Source organism: Gordonia sp. GONU (genome assembly GCF_024733855.1).
Classification (GTDB): domain Bacteria; phylum Actinomycetota; class Actinomycetes; order Mycobacteriales; family Mycobacteriaceae; genus Gordonia; species Gordonia amicalis.
Genome location: NZ_JANRHB010000026.1, coordinates 35,304 through 51,118, shown reverse-complemented (window position 1 = coordinate 51,118; position 15,815 = coordinate 35,304). Strand labels below are relative to the sequence as shown.

Sequence of the window (15,815 nt, the reverse complement as noted above, 5' to 3'; positions counted from 1 at the left end):
ATGATTCGTATCGCCAGCGCTCAGCTGTGGGTCCATGACCAGGACGAGGCCCTGGAATTCTGGACGACGAAGGTCGGGATGGAGGTGCGCTCGGACGTCTCGCTCCCGGAAATGGGCGGGTTCCGCTGGCTCACCGTCGGCCCGCCCGGACAGGACGACGTCTCGATCGTGCTGATGGACATCCCCGGTCCGCCTGCCTTCGAGGCCGAGATTTCCGGTGAGATCCACAGCCTGATGTCCAAGGGTTTCGCGGGGACCGTCTTCCTCACCACCGACGACTGCCGGGCCGACTACGAGGCATTGTCCGCCCGCGGCGTCGAATTCACCGAGAAGCCCGAAGAGCGGCCATACGGGATCGACGCGGGCTTCCGGGACCCGTCGGGCAACAGCATCCGCCTGACGCAGATGGCCGAAATTCTCGCGTAGGTCCGAGAGTGCCTGTCGCGCCGACGGTCGTGGGCGACAATGCTCCCATGAGCCGTCTCCGATCAGGCCTCGCCGCCGCCGCGACCGCGCTTGCCGCGGCCTGCGTGCTGCTCGTCCCGGGCGCCGCGCAGGCCGCGCCCTTCCCGGTCACCACGAATCCCGACGAGGCGATCGCCGCGCACTACCTGGGTCCGGCAACCGAGTCGCCGGCCGGCAGCAACCGGTTCGGCTGCCGGGATCGAGAAGGGCGCGACCCGATCGTCCTGCTGCATGCCACCGCGATGAACCAGAGCGCGAACTGGGCCTACCTCGCCCCGACCCTCGCCAACGCCGGGTACTGCGTCTTCAGCACGACCTACGGTCAGGCGTCGTGGAGTGGCACCACCGGCGGCCTCGGCAACAAGGAACGATCCGCGCGTCAGGTCGCGCCGTTCATCGACAAGGTCCTCGCCGCCACCGGCGCCACCAAGGTCGACCTCATCGGCCACAGCCAGGGCGGAGCGATCGCCCAGCTCGTGACCCAACTCCCCGGCCGCGCCGCACAGGTGGACACCATCGTCGCGTTGTCGGCATCACACCAGGGGTTCTCCCGCGTCGGCTCGATCACCGACCGACTCCCGGCGCGGGCGCCCGGCCAGAGCTACTGGGGCCCGCGGCACCCGTCGATCGACTACGTCAACTTCGCAACCAGGTACGACGAGATCTCGACGCCGTACCAGGTCACGCTGATGACACCTGGTCCGAACGTCGTCAACACACTGGTCCAGGACGTGTGCCCGGCGTCGAAGATCGGTCACGTCGGCATGGCCTACTCCCCGACCGTCGCCGCACTCGTCCGCAATGCGCTCGACCCCGACCACCGTGTGCCGGTGGTGTGCGGCTCCGACTACCCGTTCTGACCCCCGACCCGCCACAGAATCTCCAGGTCAACGCGCGTTCGTCAACTGTGACCGGCGCTTCTTCGCGCAGGTGCCGATTCTGCGCGGCGACGCGCGGGGCGGCACAGCTGGGCCGGTTTTTGTTGCGGGCGATCGACTCGCTAGACTCGTCTGCGCTGCCTCGCGTAGCACGCCGCCCTAGCTCAGTCGGTAGAGCAATTCACTCGTAATGAATAGGTCAGGGGTTCGATTCCCCTGGGCGGCTCCACCAGGATCGTACGATTCGACCCTCGTACGACGCTTCCCCGCATCGACAGATTCACTGCCTCACGCCACTACCGAAGGCACACCCGAAGCCTCTTCCGCCCTTCAAGTGAATCTTCCGCCCGCTAAACCCTTAGCGATGCAAAGATAATTCGGTGCCAGGTATGCCCCGTTAATCCGTTCGGATGACAGACTCCGAGCCCACTGCTCCGTACACTCCATGCGACTGTAGGAGGTCAATTGGGGGCACGTCGCGGACGAAAGCACCGGTCTCAACCGGCGCGGACTGCCATAACACCTCGTAAACCGTCGCGAGCGACAGCCACCTCGCTGACGATCAGCGCATTGTCTCTCGCCACCGTCGTGCCGATCGCCGTCGCCTCGACGAACGTCACCGCCGTGGTCGAATCCCTCATCGACCGCGACGTCGTCCGCGAAGCCACCCAACACGACAACACCAGCGACATCTTCGCCCACCTGCCCGACGACACCATCATGGTCGTCACACCCGGGACCGACGACACCATGCTGATGCCGCGCAATCTCCCGTACGCCGGCAACCGCCAGGCCCTCATCGTCAACTACACCGAGTCCTTTGGACCCGTCATCGCCGGCCGCTCGAACACCATCGCTCCGTTCTCGCCCGGCTACGACGAGTCCAAAGAGCATGCGATGAACCAGAACCTGGCCGTGATGGCCGCGTTCGCCGAGATGGGCGAGGACCGCCCGTTCGTCGTCTACACCGGCTATTCGCAGGGCGCCGACGTACTCGGCGATGCCGCCGAGAACCCACGGGCCTACGACGACGACTTCTTCGTCCCGGGCAAGGACATGGTCGTCCTGGTCTCCGACCCGCGGAGCCCCTGGGGCATCAAGGCCTGGCTCGACGCCATGCCGTGGCTCAAGCCGATCGTCGAGGCGGCCGGGATCGAGGCGAACGGCGCACGCGACCCGGAGGCCACCGGCAAGGTCGAGGTCGTGTCGGTGATCATCGTCGGCGACCCGGTCAGCAACTTCCAGTGGGTGTCGTACCGGCCCGTCGCGTCGCTCATCGTCAATGCGGCCGGCTTCCTCACCATCCACTCGGGCACCGGACCGCACACGTACGGCGACGTCGAGCGACTGGGCGACCCGAAGGAGTACAAGAGCGGCAACACGACATACCTGGTCTACGACGCCGCGCATCCCCTGGCGCTGTTGGTGGCTGCCGTCCACGACCAGCTCGGGATCACCTACGACAAGGACGACCTCGCTCGTTGGGACGAACTCGCCGAGGCCTACTACCCGACCCAGGCACCTAACCCCGACACCGCAGCGGTGCCGGTGACGGCAGTGGACTCGGTCAAGCAGGACCGACCGGGCGATGGTTACACCGTCACCGTTCCGTCCGAGGTGGCGACGGGCGCGGAGAAGCCGGGTGACCCGCCGAGATCCGGCGGGTTCGTGCCGGGGGAGATCGTTCCGCCGCCGGCCGAGGACGTCCCCACCGACGATCGGACGCCCGCAGATAACCGCGGCGAGGGCGAGCCCGGCAGCGGAGATGCCGACGACCGCCCCGGCGGCACCGAAGCGCCGGACTCTGAGGATTCGGGTTCGGGTTCGGGTTCGGGCTCGGGTTCGGAGAAACCGGACTCCGGAGACAGCGGAGCCGGGGACTCCGGTTCGCCGACCGGCGGTGACGACTCATCGAGCGCCGGGATGGACCGGGAGAAGTCGGACTCCGCCGAAACAAGCTCGGCCGGTGGGGATTCGACGGGCCGCGAGGCCGCCTGATCCCCAACCGGCCAGTGGATCAGCTCGACCCGAACAGATTTCCCAGGCTTCCGTTGCCCGAGTCGCCACCACCGGTGTCACCACCACCAGTGCCGCCACCACCGCTGTCGCCACCACCCGGGTTATCGGGAGCCTTACCGGTTCCGGTCACCTTGTAGACCTGCACGACGGCAGGAGCAGCGCCGCCGAAGCCTCTCCGCTCCCGGTGAATGCCACCGCGGCTCCCGCCGCCACTCCGATCCCGGCCAGCGCCATCCGCGAAAACCGCATCTGCTCCCTTTTCGTACACGTGATTGATTGCCCTACAACACGTGTCGTAGGCGCGCCCCGACAAGATCGACAACGTCGGGGAATTGAGTGTCTGATTTCGTGCGGGCACAACGACGTACCCAAAGCAGCGATGTGACATTGACGCCGGGGGGTCAAGGGATCTCGGCCCGCCGATCTCCCACCGTCCGAGGAACTATCCGAGGAGTCCGCCGAACAGACCTCCGAGGCTGCCGCTGCCCGAATCGTCAGGCGAGTCAGGAGACTTGCCGGTTCCGGTCACGGTGTAGACCTGCGCGAGGCCGTTGATCGTCAAGCCGAGGATCGGATCGGGGGTCGTGCACTCCTGGTAGATCGCATACGACGTGTCGGTCCGACCCGAGGCCCACTGTCCGGTCGACGAGCCGTCCTCGGCGATGCTCTTGCCGTTCCACACGACCTTGAGCGCACCTTCGGCTGCGTCCTCGCGAGCGCTGTCGAGCACCCCGGACTCGATGCCGGTGGCGATGATCGCGTTGACGGCGGTGGCGCGCATCTTGAGTTCGGTCTCGTCGCTCGCCTTGTGGACGGACAGCCAGCACGTCGCCGTCTTCGACGTCTTGTTGGTCACCTTCACGGCCACCGTGCCATTACTGAGGGATTGTGTGTGAGGGTACGACGACGACAGAAGCAGCGCTGCCGATGCCTCTCCCGATCCGGAGAACCCCATCGCAGCCGCAGCCGCCACCCCGATTCCTACTGTCGCCACCTTCGTGAATCGCATCCACATACCTTTCCCAGCCCCTGATCCGTTGCGCGTCAACATGTGCCGAAGGCACTCTCCAACGGATTGATTACTCGGGAACATTAGCAGACCGAATTAGAGATTCGGCGGGATACCGTTTCAACAATCACCGATCATGGCCCAAATTCGTTCCGGATAGATCAATCGACCAGAATGCCTCCACAATTGGTTCAAATGACCCACTAATTGCTTGGCGGACCATTCCTCCGAACAAGTGACAATTTATTGAGAGCCTGATCGATCAGGATTTCGGCGGCACTCCGCGCGTCGTCGGCAGCCTGTGCGGCGCCGGCGATCGCCGCGGTCGTCTGGGCCCCCTCCGCCAGGATCGACAGTTGCGCGGCAAGTCTCGGCGGCCCGTAGCCTTTCCGGCGCGTCGCGCACCTTGTCCATCCCGACCGCGTGCACCCATGTGCACGGCACCGCGGACAACATCCTGCCGATCGACGCCACCGGCCGGCCCTTCCACGAAGCCGTGCCGGCGGCTGAGTACGTCGAGATCGAGGATGCTCCCCACGGACTGCTGTGCACGCACGCCGTCGAGGTCAACGAGGCCCTGCTGCGGTTCGTCCAGAAGTGAAGCCGGGCCCATGACGCACGACGGCCGCCGGGCGGGAGACCCCACCCGGCGGCCGGTGCGTCATGTCTACCTGCTCGGCTCGCCCTCGGCCTCGTCGGCGGCGGTGGGCTCGTCGGCGGCGGCTTCCACGTCCTTCTCATCCGCCAGCGGGTCGTACCCCGGAACCCCTTCGAGGACCGTCAGTTCCTGGTCGATGGCGGCCGAGACGGCTTTGGCCTCTTCCTTGATCTTGCGGATGAAGTCGGACATCGCCTGCTCCCTTGCTCATCGACTGCACGGCCCGCGACCGTCCACCCATGATAGGGCCGGCCACTTCTTCAGAACGGGGTTCTCCTCATCGATCTCCTTGATGGGTCACCACGCTGCTGGTCACGTACGGCATCGCCGAGACGAGCAGACAAGACGTCGAGGTGGCGCTCGCCGAACCGCGTCAGGCGTCAACCCTGCGTTTGAGCGCCAACCCGATCCTGGCGACCATGTCGTCGACCGCGAACTTGGGCTTCACGTTCATGTCCAGCGCCTCCCGGCAGTCGAGAACGGCCTCGACGCACGACAGCAACTGCTCGGGCCGGGCATAGCCGGCCAAGGGTATCGAGATGTCGTCGGACTTGTCGGGATGCATCGCGGTCACCTTTGCCCCGACCCCGACGACGAGCGCGTCACGAAACAGCGCGGCGAGGTCGACGAGGGCACGGTCGAGGACATCGCGTCCGACGCGCGTGGCCCGCGACTTCTGACGCTTCTCCAGTTCCTTCAGCGCGCCGGCGCTGCCGCGAGGCATCCGGGCGGTTCCCTTGCCGGTTCCGCCGGCGCCGAGCGCAGTCTTCATCTGCTCGGTCTCGGCCTCGTCGAGTTCGGCACTGATCGCCTTGGCAGCGGCCTCCGCCGACCGCACCAACTCCTCTGCCGCGGCGTAGGCGGTGGAATCCCGGGACGCCGCCCGTGCCAGCGCCAGCGCCTTCTCGCGCTGGGAACGAGCGTCGGGATCGGTGGCGAGGCGTCGGGCGCGACCGATGTGACCGCCGCAGACCGACGCCGCCCAGTGGGCCTGCTCCGGGTCGAGTCCGTCGCGTTCGACGAGGACGCGTTCGATGTCGGCGGTCGTCGGCGTCACCAGCGCGACGTGCCGGCATCGCGACCGCAGGGTCACCGAGATGTCCTCGGGGTCCACCGACGGCGCACACAACAGGAACACCGTGCGCGGTGGCGGCTCCTCGACGACCTTCAGGAGCGCATTCGCTGCCTGCTCGGTGAGACGGTCGGCGTCCTCGACGATGACGATCTGCCAGCGACCGGTTCCGGGGCGTCGTGCGGCGGCCTGCACGATGTCGCGCATCGCGCCGACCGCGAGACTCAGGCCTTCGGGCACGACGTGTCGGACGTCGGCGTGGGTCTTGGCCATGACCGTCACGCAGGCGCGGCATTCGCCGCAGCCGACGTTCGCGGAGTCGGGGGTCTGGCACTGCAGTGCGGCCGCGAAACAGGTCGCGGCCACCGAACGGCCGCTCCCCGGCGGTCCGGTGAAGAGCCAGGAATGCGTCATCGACGCGCGTGACCATCCCGCATCGACACCCGGGATCTCGTCGTCGGGGAGGAACAGACCTTCGGTGCTGCCCGCGTCGAGCCCCTGTGCGAGGACCCGCGCGGCCCGGGCGGCGGCACGCAGATCGGCCGCGATCGCCTCTTGGCCGGTCAGCCGATCAAAGACATTGGTCACAACGACACCCTAAACCGCAGTTCGGACACGCCAACGGTGCGGAACCGTGTTTAACGATTGCAAGCAGCCAGCTACCGTAGTCTCCGTGGTGGAACAGCGGTCGCGATGGTCCAAGGTCCTGCACCTTGGCCGATGGCTGGTTCATACGCCGTGGCCGATTCTCGCGCTCGACATGCTCCGTGCCAACCTCGTCGGCGCGCTGTTCACCTTCGCATTCCTCCGCTTCGGGATGCCACTCCAGGACTCGATCAGTCTGGACGAGATCACCGCGCTGAATCAGGCGATCTTTGCGGGCTACCTGTTGATCGCGATGGTCATCGGAGGTTACGCGAGTATCCAGCTGTCGCTGCCGGTCCTCGTGTGGCATCGCAGACGCACGCGGCTCGACAACGAGGCCGCCCGACGCCGCGCTCTCGCCCTGCCCACCCTGCTGACGGTCGTCAACGCCGCGCTGTGGGTGGTGGGTGGCACGCTGTTCACCCTGGTCAATCTGACGGTGTCGTCCAAGAACGCCTTCATCGTCGCGATCGCGAGCGCCATCGGCGCCATGGTCACGTGCGCGCTGAGCTACATGCAGGCCGAGAAGGTGCTGCGGCCGATCACCGTCGCGGCGATGGCCAACAACCCCGACCACGCGATCGCCCCGAGCGTGACCACCCGGATCACGGCGTTCTGGGTGATCAGCGTGGTGGCGCCGATGGTCGTGATCATCGGGATGATCGTGCTGCACCGCCTCGGGATCATCGAAGCCGACTCCACCGGGCTGGAACGTCCGATCCTGTGGATGGCGGTGTCGGCGCTCGCGTTCAGCGTCATCGCGATCGTGCGAGTGGTCGCCGCGATCAACGACCCGATCAAACAGCTGCGTCGGGCGCAGTCGAAGGTCAGCGACGGCGACCTGAACGTCGCGGTGAAGATCTACGACGGCAGCGACCTCGGTCTACTGCAGGCAGGCTTCAACGACATGGTCGCCGACCTGCGCGAACGCCAGGAACTACGCAACCTGTTCGGCCGCTACGTCGGCGAGGACGTCGCACGACGCGCCATCGAGACCGGCACCGAACTCGGCGGCGAGGAACGCTACGTCGGCGTCCTGTTCGTCGACATCGTCGGCTCGACGCGCCTGGCCGTGAACCGTCCGCCGCGCGAGATCGTCGAACTGCTCAACGAGTTCTTCCGAGTGGTCGTCGCTGTCGTCGGACGTCACGGCGGCTTCGTCAACAAGTTCCAGGGTGATGCGGCCCTCGCCATCTTCGGCGCTCCGCTCGACCTCGACGACTTCGCCGGGCGCGCATTGGCCTCCGCACGTGAGTTGCGCGCCGAGCTCTACGAGACCCTCGGCGACACCGACATCGGAATCGGCGTCTCCGCGGGTAAAGCGATTGCCGGTCACATCGGCGCCGAACAGCGCCTCGAATACACCGTCATCGGCGACCCGGTGAACGAGGCCGCCCGGCTGACCGAACTCGCCAAAGACGAACCGACCCGCGTCCTCGGTTCGGCCCGCGCGGTGTTCCTCGCCTCGCACGAGGAAGCCGAACACTGGGAGATCGGTGAGGGCGTCGAGCTGCGCGGACGAGGGATCGAGACCCTCCTCGCACGACCACACATGGCGCCCTACCGCAGGGACTGACCTCGACACCGTCCTCGGGTAGCCCGCCCCGCGCTCCCTGAGACGCCTCGGAGCTTACGGAGGGATGTCACAAGGGGGCCGGCTTCAGTCCTCCGACGGCTCGGCTTTCTTGGCAGCGGTCTTCTTGGCTGTCGTCTTCTTCGCGGCAGCCTTCTTCGCGGTGGTCTTCTTGGCGGTGGTCTTCTTGGCGGCTGTCTTCTTCGCAGCCTTCTTGGCCGGTGCCTTCTTGGCAGCCTTCTTCGCCGCCTTCTTGGCCGGGCCACGGGCACGCCGATCGGCGAGGAGCTCCATCGCACGTTCAGGCGTGATCGAGTCGACCTCGTCGCCCTTGCGCAGGCTGGCGTTGGTCTCGCCGTCGGTCACGTACGGGCCGAAGCGACCGTCCTTGATGACCATCGGCTTGCCGCTGACCTCGTCGTCCTTGCCCAGCTCGCGCAGCGGCGGCGCGGCGGCCTGCCGTCCACGACGCTTGGGCTCGGAGTAGATTTTGAGCGCCTCGTCGAGGGTGATCTCGAAGAGTTGTTCCTCGCTTCCGAGAGACCGCGAATCGGACCCCTTCTTGAGGTACGGCCCATAGCGACCGTTCTGTGCGGTGATCTCGTCACCGGACTCCGGGTCGACGCCGACGACCCGCGGCAGCGACAACAGCTTCAGCGCCTCGTCGAGGGTGACCGTCGAGATGTCCATCGACTTGAACAGCGAACCGGTGCGCGGCTTGGGACCGGCCTTCTTCGCCGCCTTCTTGGCGACCTTCTTCGCTGCCGGTTTGGTCTTCGTGGTGGTGCCGCCGCCCGGGGAGTCCAGCGGGACGACATCGGCGTCGCCGGCATCGCTGCCGCCTGCTCCGGGGGACCCGCCGTCGCGCGGTGTCGGGCCCGCGGGGATGGTGATCGGGGCCTCGCCGTCGTCGTCATCCTCGTCGGACGGCAGGATCTCGGTCACGTAGGGGCCGAAGCGCCCCTCCTTGGCGACGATCTCGTGGCCGGTCACCGGGTCGACGCCCAGTGTGCGACCCTCCTGGGGCGTCGCGAACAGCTTCTCCGCGACGGCCAGGGTCAGCTCGTCGGGGGTGATGTCGGCGGGCAGGTTGGCGCGCTGCAGATCGGGTTCCGCGTCGGCGTCGGTCTTCTTGTTCGCGTTGACGTCGCGCTCGAGATACGGACCGAAGCGGCCGACGCGCACGTAGATCGGACGGCCCTCCTCGTCGTCGAAGAGCCGGATCGAGTTGACCTGTCGTGCGTCGATCTCCTCGAGATTGACGCCGACGAGCTTCTTGAGTCCGCCGTACTGGGCGATGGCCGAGTGCGCGGAGCGTGCTTCGGCGTCACCGGACCGCTCGTCTCCGAAGTAGAACTCCGACAGCCATTTCGTGCGGTTCTCGTTGCCGGTGGCGATCTGGTCGAGGTCGTCCTCGAGGGTCGCGGTGAAGTCGTAGTCGACGAGGCTCTCGAAGTACGCCTCGAGCAACCCGACCACCGCGAAGGCGATCCACGACGGGACGAGGGCGTTGCCCTTCTTCACGACGTAGCCGCGGTCCTGGATGGTGCCGATGATCGAGGCATAGGTCGACGGACGGCCGATGCCCAGCTCTTCGAGCACCTTGACCAGCGACGCCTCGGTGAACCGGGCGGGCGGGTTGGTCGAGTGGCCGTCGGCGGTGAGCTCGATCGCGGTGAGCGACTGTCCCTCGGTCAGCTGCGGCAGCCGGTTCTCGGCGTCGTCGGCCTGGCCGCCGGTCTGCTCGTCGACGGTCTCGACGTAGGCCGACAGGAAGCCGGGGAACGTGATGGTGCGGCCCGACGCGGCGAAGGTCGCACGCTCTCCGGAGGACGCCGTACCCGCGATCCGCAGGCTCAGCGTGGTGCCCTTGGCGTCGGCCATCTGCGAGGCGACGGTGCGCTGCCAGATGAGCTCGTAGAGACGGAACTCGTCGGCCTCGAGCTGTCCGGCGACCTGTCCGGGGGTACGGAAGGTCTCGCCCGCGGGACGGATCGCCTCGTGGGCCTCCTGCGCGTTCTTGACCTTACGGGTGTACTGACGCGGCGTCGGGTGGACGAAATTGTCGCCGTACAGCTCGCGGGCCTGGGCACGGGCGGCGTTGATCGCCGACTCGCTCAGGCTCGTCGAGTCGGTACGCATGTAGGTGATGAAGCCGTTCTCGTACAGCCGCTGCGCGATGCGCATGGTGCGGTCCGAGGTGAACCGCAGCTTGCGGCCGGCCTCCTGCTGCAGCGTCGACGTCATGAACGGCGCATACGGGCGACGCGTGTAGGGCTTCTCCTCGACCGACGTCACCGTCATGGCGGCGCCGCGCAGGCCTGCTGCCAGGCTCTCGGCGCGGTCGGCATCGAGGACGACGACGCCGTCGGACTTCCTCAGCTCACCGGTCGCCTCGAAGTCACGGCCGGTGGCGACGCGCGCCTCGTCGACGTTGACCAGTCGCGCCTTGAACGTCGAGGGGCTGGCATCGGCGCCCGCGTCCATCGTCGCGGAGATGTCCCAGTACTCGGCGGACACGAACGCCATGCGCTCACGTTCACGTTCGACGATGATGCGTGTCGCGACGGACTGCACGCGGCCGGCCGACAGCTTCGGCATGACCTTCTTCCACAGCACCGGCGACACCTCGTAGCCGTAGAGGCGGTCGAGGATGCGGCGGGTTTCCTGGGCGTCGACCAGGTCGATGTCGAGGTCACGGGGGTTTTCGGCGGCCGCCCGGATGGCGGGTTCGGTGATCTCGTGGAACACCATCCGCTTGACCGGGATCTTCGGCTTGAGCGTCTCGAGGAGGTGCCACGCGATGGCCTCCCCCTCGCGGTCACCGTCCGTGGCGAGGTAGAGCTCGTCGACGTCCTTCATCAGCGACTTCAATTCGCTGACGGTGGTCTTCTTGTCCGGCGAGACGACGTAGAGGGGTTCGAAGTTGTCGTCGACGTTCACACCGAGGCGGGCCCAGGGCTGGCCCTTGTACTTGGCGGGTACGTCGGCTGCACCGCGCGGCAGGTCGCGGATGTGGCCCCGGGACGACTCCACGACGTAGTTGGAGCCGAGGTAACCGGCGATCTTGCGCGCCTTGGTAGGGGACTCGACGATCACGAGTCGTCGGATTCCCCCACTAGAGCGGGATGCGGTGCTGGTCTCGGCCACCGGGGCGTCCTTCGTTTGACTGGGTGGAGAACTACTGCCTGCTTGTCGAACAGGTGTGTTCGATGGGTTTGTACCTTATGTATAGCGCCGTTTGCACATCTGAATTCCGTGCCGCAACGCCAAATGTGACCGATTCCGCGCTTCCACGGACGGTTTTCCCAGGTCAGAAAGATATCGATGAGATCGCTAATGTTCGTCCGCAGGTGGCCAATCCGGCACAGCGGCGGCATTGGGCGGAGGACCGACATACTCGTGCAGACGGACGAGCCGCCGGTGCCCGGCGATGCGAAGTGCAGGTGAGTGGCCCCGCGTCCCGACGAGCGTGGGCGCGATTCCGACTCGCATCAGGGCGGTCGCCAGTGCCGCGTGGGTATCGGGGGCGTGTGGGTCCAGACCCAGCTGGTAGCGCCCCGCGTCGGAGTGGCCGGAGGCGATCACCCAGAGTCGCAGCGCCCGGTACGACGGGATCCAGCCGGCCGGCATCGCCTTGACCGCACCGGCCGACCAGGCGCCGTGGAGGGCGTCGAGCTCGTTGCACGACGCGGTGCGAGCCAGCGGGGTGCCCTCATCGGACGTGGTGACCTCCGCATGCAGACCTGACGCCTGCATCTCTTCGACGATCTGCTCCGCACGCCAGCGATCACGGACGACGATCGATACCCGCGTACCGGAATCCGATCGGACAGCCTGTCCGTGCGTCGCGAGCAGACCCGCGAGATCGGAGTACGCGGGCTCCTCGGTCTCCGCGGAGAAAAACGACAACTGGCCCACAGATCGAGGTTAGGTGGTCGGGGGCCCGGAAACCGGCCTTTCCGGCGGCGGCGGTTTGCGTCGGGGCCCACATACCCCCGGACAGCAAACCGCCCCCGGCTCGATGATCGAGACGGGAGCGGTTGTCGGCAAGCTGCGTGTGCAGCTGCGCAGGTGGTCTCAGACCGCGCGAACGCCGGTGGCCTGCGGGCCCTTGGTGCCCTGGCCGACCTCGAACTCCACCCGCTGGTTCTCCTCGAGGGTGCGGAAACCGGATCCCTGGATCTCGGAGTAGTGGACGAACACGTCGTCGGAGCCTTCGTCAGGCGCGATGAAGCCGAAGCCCTTTTCCGCGTTGAACCACTTCACAGTTCCCTGTGCCATGTCTTGCAATCCTTTACATATCAACTGTCGCGACGCGATGGGTCATCACGTCGTGGCCGGTTGACCGCCATACCTCAAAGAGCCCCGCGAAGATCTGCTTCGATCCGCCAAACTAACCTCAGTACCACGGCTGCAACACGCTTGTCGCCCGCCTCGACGGGTTGCGAAAGCTGCGGCCGCACCCAGTCAATCATGTCCGGCCCAGTTGCGATAGTCGCATCAACCAAGATGAGCAAAAACCTCGCCAAACTTCAGCACTACGACATCCGTCGGTAACATCCCGACCTCCCCAGACCTCCCGCGGCGACACCAATTCGAAGAGTTTCCTCCATAAAATGCAGTACTCCACATTCGGGACAGACCTCCTCGCGAGGTCCCTCGCGGGCGCCGACCCCGACCAGTCCCCACTCACCCACCTGTCGGTAATCCCGTCGCGCCCTGCGGCTTTCGCCGACTGGCCGGAGTGGGTACCGAAAGCTCTGCTCGACGCCTACGCGGAGAACGGCATCGAACGTGTCTGGACTCATCAGGCCCGAGCCGCCGACGAAGCATTTCGTGGAAATCACGTTGCCATTTGCACCGGCACCGCATCGGGTAAGTCGCTGTCTTACCAAATGCCGATTCTTTCGACTCTGCTGAATGACAGGAATTCGACAGCGCTATATCTGGCTCCGACGAAAGCACTGGGCGCGGACCAGATCCGGGCGGTGTCGTCGGTCATCGCCGGACGGCCCGAGTTCGGGCACCTGCAGCCCTGCGCCTACGACGGGGACACCGACCCCGAGATCCGGCAGTGGGCGCGCGTGCACTCACGCTGGATCTTCACCAACCCCGACATGCTGCACATCGGCATCCTCTCCCATCACGCCCGGTGGCGTCAGTTCTTCCGCAATCTCCGCTTCATCGTCGTCGACGAATGCCACCACTACCGGGGCGTCTTCGGCTCACACACCGCCCTCGTGATGCGCAGGCTCCTCCGCATCGCCCGCGCGGCCGGGGCCAATCCGACGGTGATCGGTGCCAGCGCGACGGTCGCGCGACCCGCGGAGGCCCTGGGCCGCTTGATCGGTGAGCCCGCGGTCGCGGTGACCGAGGACGGCTCGCCGCGCGGTGAACGTACCGTCGCCTTGTGGGAACCGGACTTCCTGCCGGTGGTGACCGGTGAGAACGGCGCACCGGTCAGGCGCTCCGCGGGAGCCGAATCCGCGCGCCTGCTGGCCGATTTCGTCATCGAGGGAGCGCGGACACTGTGCTTCGCACGGAGTCGCCGCGGGGTCGAACTGACTGCGTTGTCCGCGCGGAACCTCTTGTCGCAGAGTGCGCCCGAACTCGAGTCGAGGGTCGGGTCGTACCGGGCCGGTTATCTCGCCGATGACCGCCGCAAGCTCGAGAAAGCGATCACCGATGGCGAACTCCTCGGGGTCGCGACCACCAACGCACTCGAATTGGGCGTCGACATCAGCGGGTTGGACGCGGTGATCGTCAGCGGCTATCCCGGCACGGTCGCGTCGTTCTGGCAGCAGGCGGGCCGGGCCGGACGGCAGCGTGAGTCCGGTGATTCCCTCGTGGTGCTGGTCGCCCGCGACGATCCGCTCGACACCTACCTCGTGCACCATCCCGACTCGCTGCTCGGCAAGCCGGTCGAGGCCACCGTCACCGACCCGGCGAACCCGTACATCCTCGGCCCGCACCTGTTGTGTGCCGCTGCGGAGAAGCCGCTGTCGGAAGCGGAGGTCGACGCCTGGGAGGCGCGGCCGGTGGCCGAGGATCTGGCGGCGGAAGGGTTACTGCGCAAACGGAAGTCGGGCTGGTACGTCGCCGCCGGCGTCGAACCACACGCCGAGGTCGACATCCGGGGCGGCATCGGCGGACAGGTCTTGATCGTCGACACCACGACCTCGCAGGTCCTGGGCACCGTCGACACCGGGCGCGCGATGTCGACGGTGCATCCCGGGGCGGTGCACATCCATCAGGGCGAGACGTACCTCGTCGACGAACTCGACCTCGATGACGGTCTGGCCCTGGCCCATCCGGAGGACCCCGACTGGACCACGTCGGCGCGCGAGACCACCGACATCTCGATCACCTCGACCCTGGAGAGCCGACGGTTCGGCCCCTTGACCGTTGCCTTCGTGGAGGTCGACGTCACGCATCAGGTGGTCGGGTACCTCCGTACGCTGCGGACCGGTGAGGTGATCGACGCCGTCGAGCTCGACATGCCCGAGCAGACCCTGCACACCCGGGCGGTCATGTACACACTCACGCCGGAGGTGCTGGCCGAGGCCGGGATCGACGAGACACGACTCCCCGGCTCGCTGCATGCGGCCGAGCACGCCGCCATCGGCCTGCTCCCACTCGTGGCGACGTGCGACCGCTGGGACATCGGCGGCGTGTCCACCGACCTCCATCCCGACACCGGATTGCCGACGGTCTTCGTCTACGACGGGTACATGGGTGGGGCGGGCTTTGCTGAGCGGGGGCACTCCGCCTTCCTCACCTGGATCAACGCCACCCGGGACGCGGTCGCGAGCTGCGGATGCGAGAGCGGATGCCCGTCGTGTGTGCAGAGCCCCAAGTGTGGCAACGGTAATGATCCGCTGGACAAAGATGGCGCAGTAGCCGTCCTCGACCTGTTGTCTCGGCAATACTTGGCTCATGCATGACGAGGCATCCGACGGGGGGATCGGAATGAGGCGGCTGGTGACCCGGCCGTCGCGCGCCTTCTTCCTGCTGGCGCGTCCAACCCAGAACACCGACAACCTGCCGTCCTCGATCGGTGAAAGCGATGTGTTCTTCTCCGAGGAGGCGGCACTCGACGCCCTCGACCTTCACTACGGGTGGTGCGCGGCCCGCTCCGGCGGCTTCACCCCTGTGGTGACCACCGCCCAGTGGTATCTGCAGACCGCGATGATCGGCCCGCGGATCACGCCCTCGCTCGGTGAGGTGTATCTCGCCTCCTCCGACGCACAGTCCGGTGAAACCTGGGCGTCCGCGGGCGGGTTCTTGACCGAGGGCGAACTGATCCACTGGTCGTCGTTCGTCCGGGCGGTGCGGCCGTGGATCCCCGTGAACACCGGGACCGATGCCTTCGAGCTCGCCTACCGCGGCGACACCGATGTGCACTTCCACCAATTGTGGTTCGCCCCCATGCAATCGGTGCGGGTCTATCCGAAGCGGATTGTCGTCGACGAGGACAGTCGGAGCTAGCCCCA

General features: G+C 66.7%; 12 protein-coding genes, 1 tRNA gene and 1 pseudogene. 8 read left to right on the top strand and 6 right to left on the bottom strand.

Translation table 11 applies throughout. The features are described 5' to 3' along the window. The 4 genes from NWF34_RS19115 (at window position 1) to NWF34_RS19100 (ending at window position 3,341) form a co-directional block, all read left to right on the top strand. On the top strand, window positions 1–426 hold the full coding sequence (locus tag NWF34_RS19115; RefSeq protein WP_006435059.1) for a VOC family protein: 426 nt from the start codon (window positions 1–3) through the stop codon (window positions 424–426). Between the two features lie 47 nt (window positions 427–473). Beyond that, window positions 474–1,325: a triacylglycerol lipase gene (locus tag NWF34_RS19110; RefSeq protein ID WP_258325806.1), complete on the top strand. Its 852-nt coding sequence runs from the start codon at window positions 474–476 to the stop codon at window positions 1,323–1,325. A 171-nt stretch (window positions 1,326–1,496) separates the two neighbouring features. After that, window positions 1,497–1,572: transfer RNA gene (locus NWF34_RS19105), tRNA-Thr, on the top strand. Between the two features lie 341 nt (window positions 1,573–1,913). Next, on the top strand, window positions 1,914–3,341 hold the full coding sequence (locus NWF34_RS19100; protein ID WP_258325805.1) for a PE-PPE domain-containing protein: 1,428 nt from the start codon (window positions 1,914–1,916) through the stop codon (window positions 3,339–3,341). A gap of 463 nt (window positions 3,342–3,804) precedes the next feature. Here the strand turns inward: NWF34_RS19100 and NWF34_RS19095 are convergent, their stop codons facing one another. After that, window positions 3,805–4,371, bottom strand: a complete 567-nt coding sequence (locus NWF34_RS19095; RefSeq protein WP_258325804.1) for a hypothetical protein — start codon at window positions 4,369–4,371, stop codon at window positions 3,805–3,807. Between the two features lie 433 nt (window positions 4,372–4,804). Between NWF34_RS19095 and NWF34_RS19085 the strand changes: the two are divergent. Beyond that, window positions 4,805–4,972: pseudogene (locus NWF34_RS19085) on the top strand (alpha/beta fold hydrolase); the annotation flags it as partial. Window positions 4,973–5,038: 66 nt separating this feature from the next. Here NWF34_RS19085 and NWF34_RS19080 read toward each other — a convergent pair. Together NWF34_RS19080 and NWF34_RS19075 are read right to left on the bottom strand one after the other, a co-directional pair. Further along, complete coding sequence (locus NWF34_RS19080; protein WP_024499531.1) at window positions 5,039–5,221, bottom strand: hypothetical protein; 183 nt, start codon at window positions 5,219–5,221, stop codon at window positions 5,039–5,041. Between the two features lie 181 nt (window positions 5,222–5,402). Then, window positions 5,403–6,689 (bottom strand): DNA polymerase III subunit delta', encoded by a 1,287-nt coding sequence (locus tag NWF34_RS19075; protein ID WP_258325803.1) that lies wholly within the window; start codon window positions 6,687–6,689, stop codon window positions 5,403–5,405. 172 nt (window positions 6,690–6,861) lie between these two features. Here NWF34_RS19075 and NWF34_RS19070 point away from each other — a divergent pair, with 172 nt between their 5' ends. After that, window positions 6,862–8,322 (top strand): adenylate/guanylate cyclase domain-containing protein, encoded by a 1,461-nt coding sequence (locus tag NWF34_RS19070; RefSeq protein ID WP_081712464.1) that lies wholly within the window; start codon window positions 6,862–6,864, stop codon window positions 8,320–8,322. Between the two features lie 84 nt (window positions 8,323–8,406). Here the strand turns inward: NWF34_RS19070 and topA are convergent, their stop codons facing one another. The 3 genes from topA to NWF34_RS19055 form a co-directional block, all read right to left on the bottom strand. Continuing rightward, a complete protein-coding gene (gene topA, locus NWF34_RS19065; protein WP_258325802.1) occupies window positions 8,407–11,469 on the bottom strand; it encodes a type I DNA topoisomerase in 3,063 nt (1,020 codons plus the stop codon). 186 nt (window positions 11,470–11,655) lie between these two features. Beyond that, window positions 11,656–12,240, bottom strand: a complete 585-nt coding sequence (locus NWF34_RS19060) for a hypothetical protein (protein ID WP_024499535.1) — start codon at window positions 12,238–12,240, stop codon at window positions 11,656–11,658. A 159-nt stretch (window positions 12,241–12,399) separates the two neighbouring features. Beyond that, window positions 12,400–12,603 (bottom strand): cold-shock protein, encoded by a 204-nt coding sequence (locus tag NWF34_RS19055; protein ID WP_004022110.1) that lies wholly within the window; start codon window positions 12,601–12,603, stop codon window positions 12,400–12,402. Window positions 12,604–12,938: 335 nt separating this feature from the next. Between NWF34_RS19055 and NWF34_RS19050 the strand changes: the two genes are divergently transcribed. Together NWF34_RS19050 and NWF34_RS19045 are read left to right on the top strand one after the other, a co-directional pair. Beyond that, window positions 12,939–15,266, top strand: coding sequence for a DEAD/DEAH box helicase (locus tag NWF34_RS19050; RefSeq protein WP_258325801.1), 2,328 nt, complete (start codon window positions 12,939–12,941; stop codon window positions 15,264–15,266). Next, window positions 15,259–15,810, top strand: coding sequence for a hypothetical protein (locus NWF34_RS19045; RefSeq protein ID WP_024499537.1), 552 nt, complete (start codon window positions 15,259–15,261; stop codon window positions 15,808–15,810). Before NWF34_RS19050 ends, NWF34_RS19045 begins: the two co-directional genes overlap by 8 nt. The last annotated feature ends 5 nt before the right edge of the window (window positions 15,811–15,815 follow it).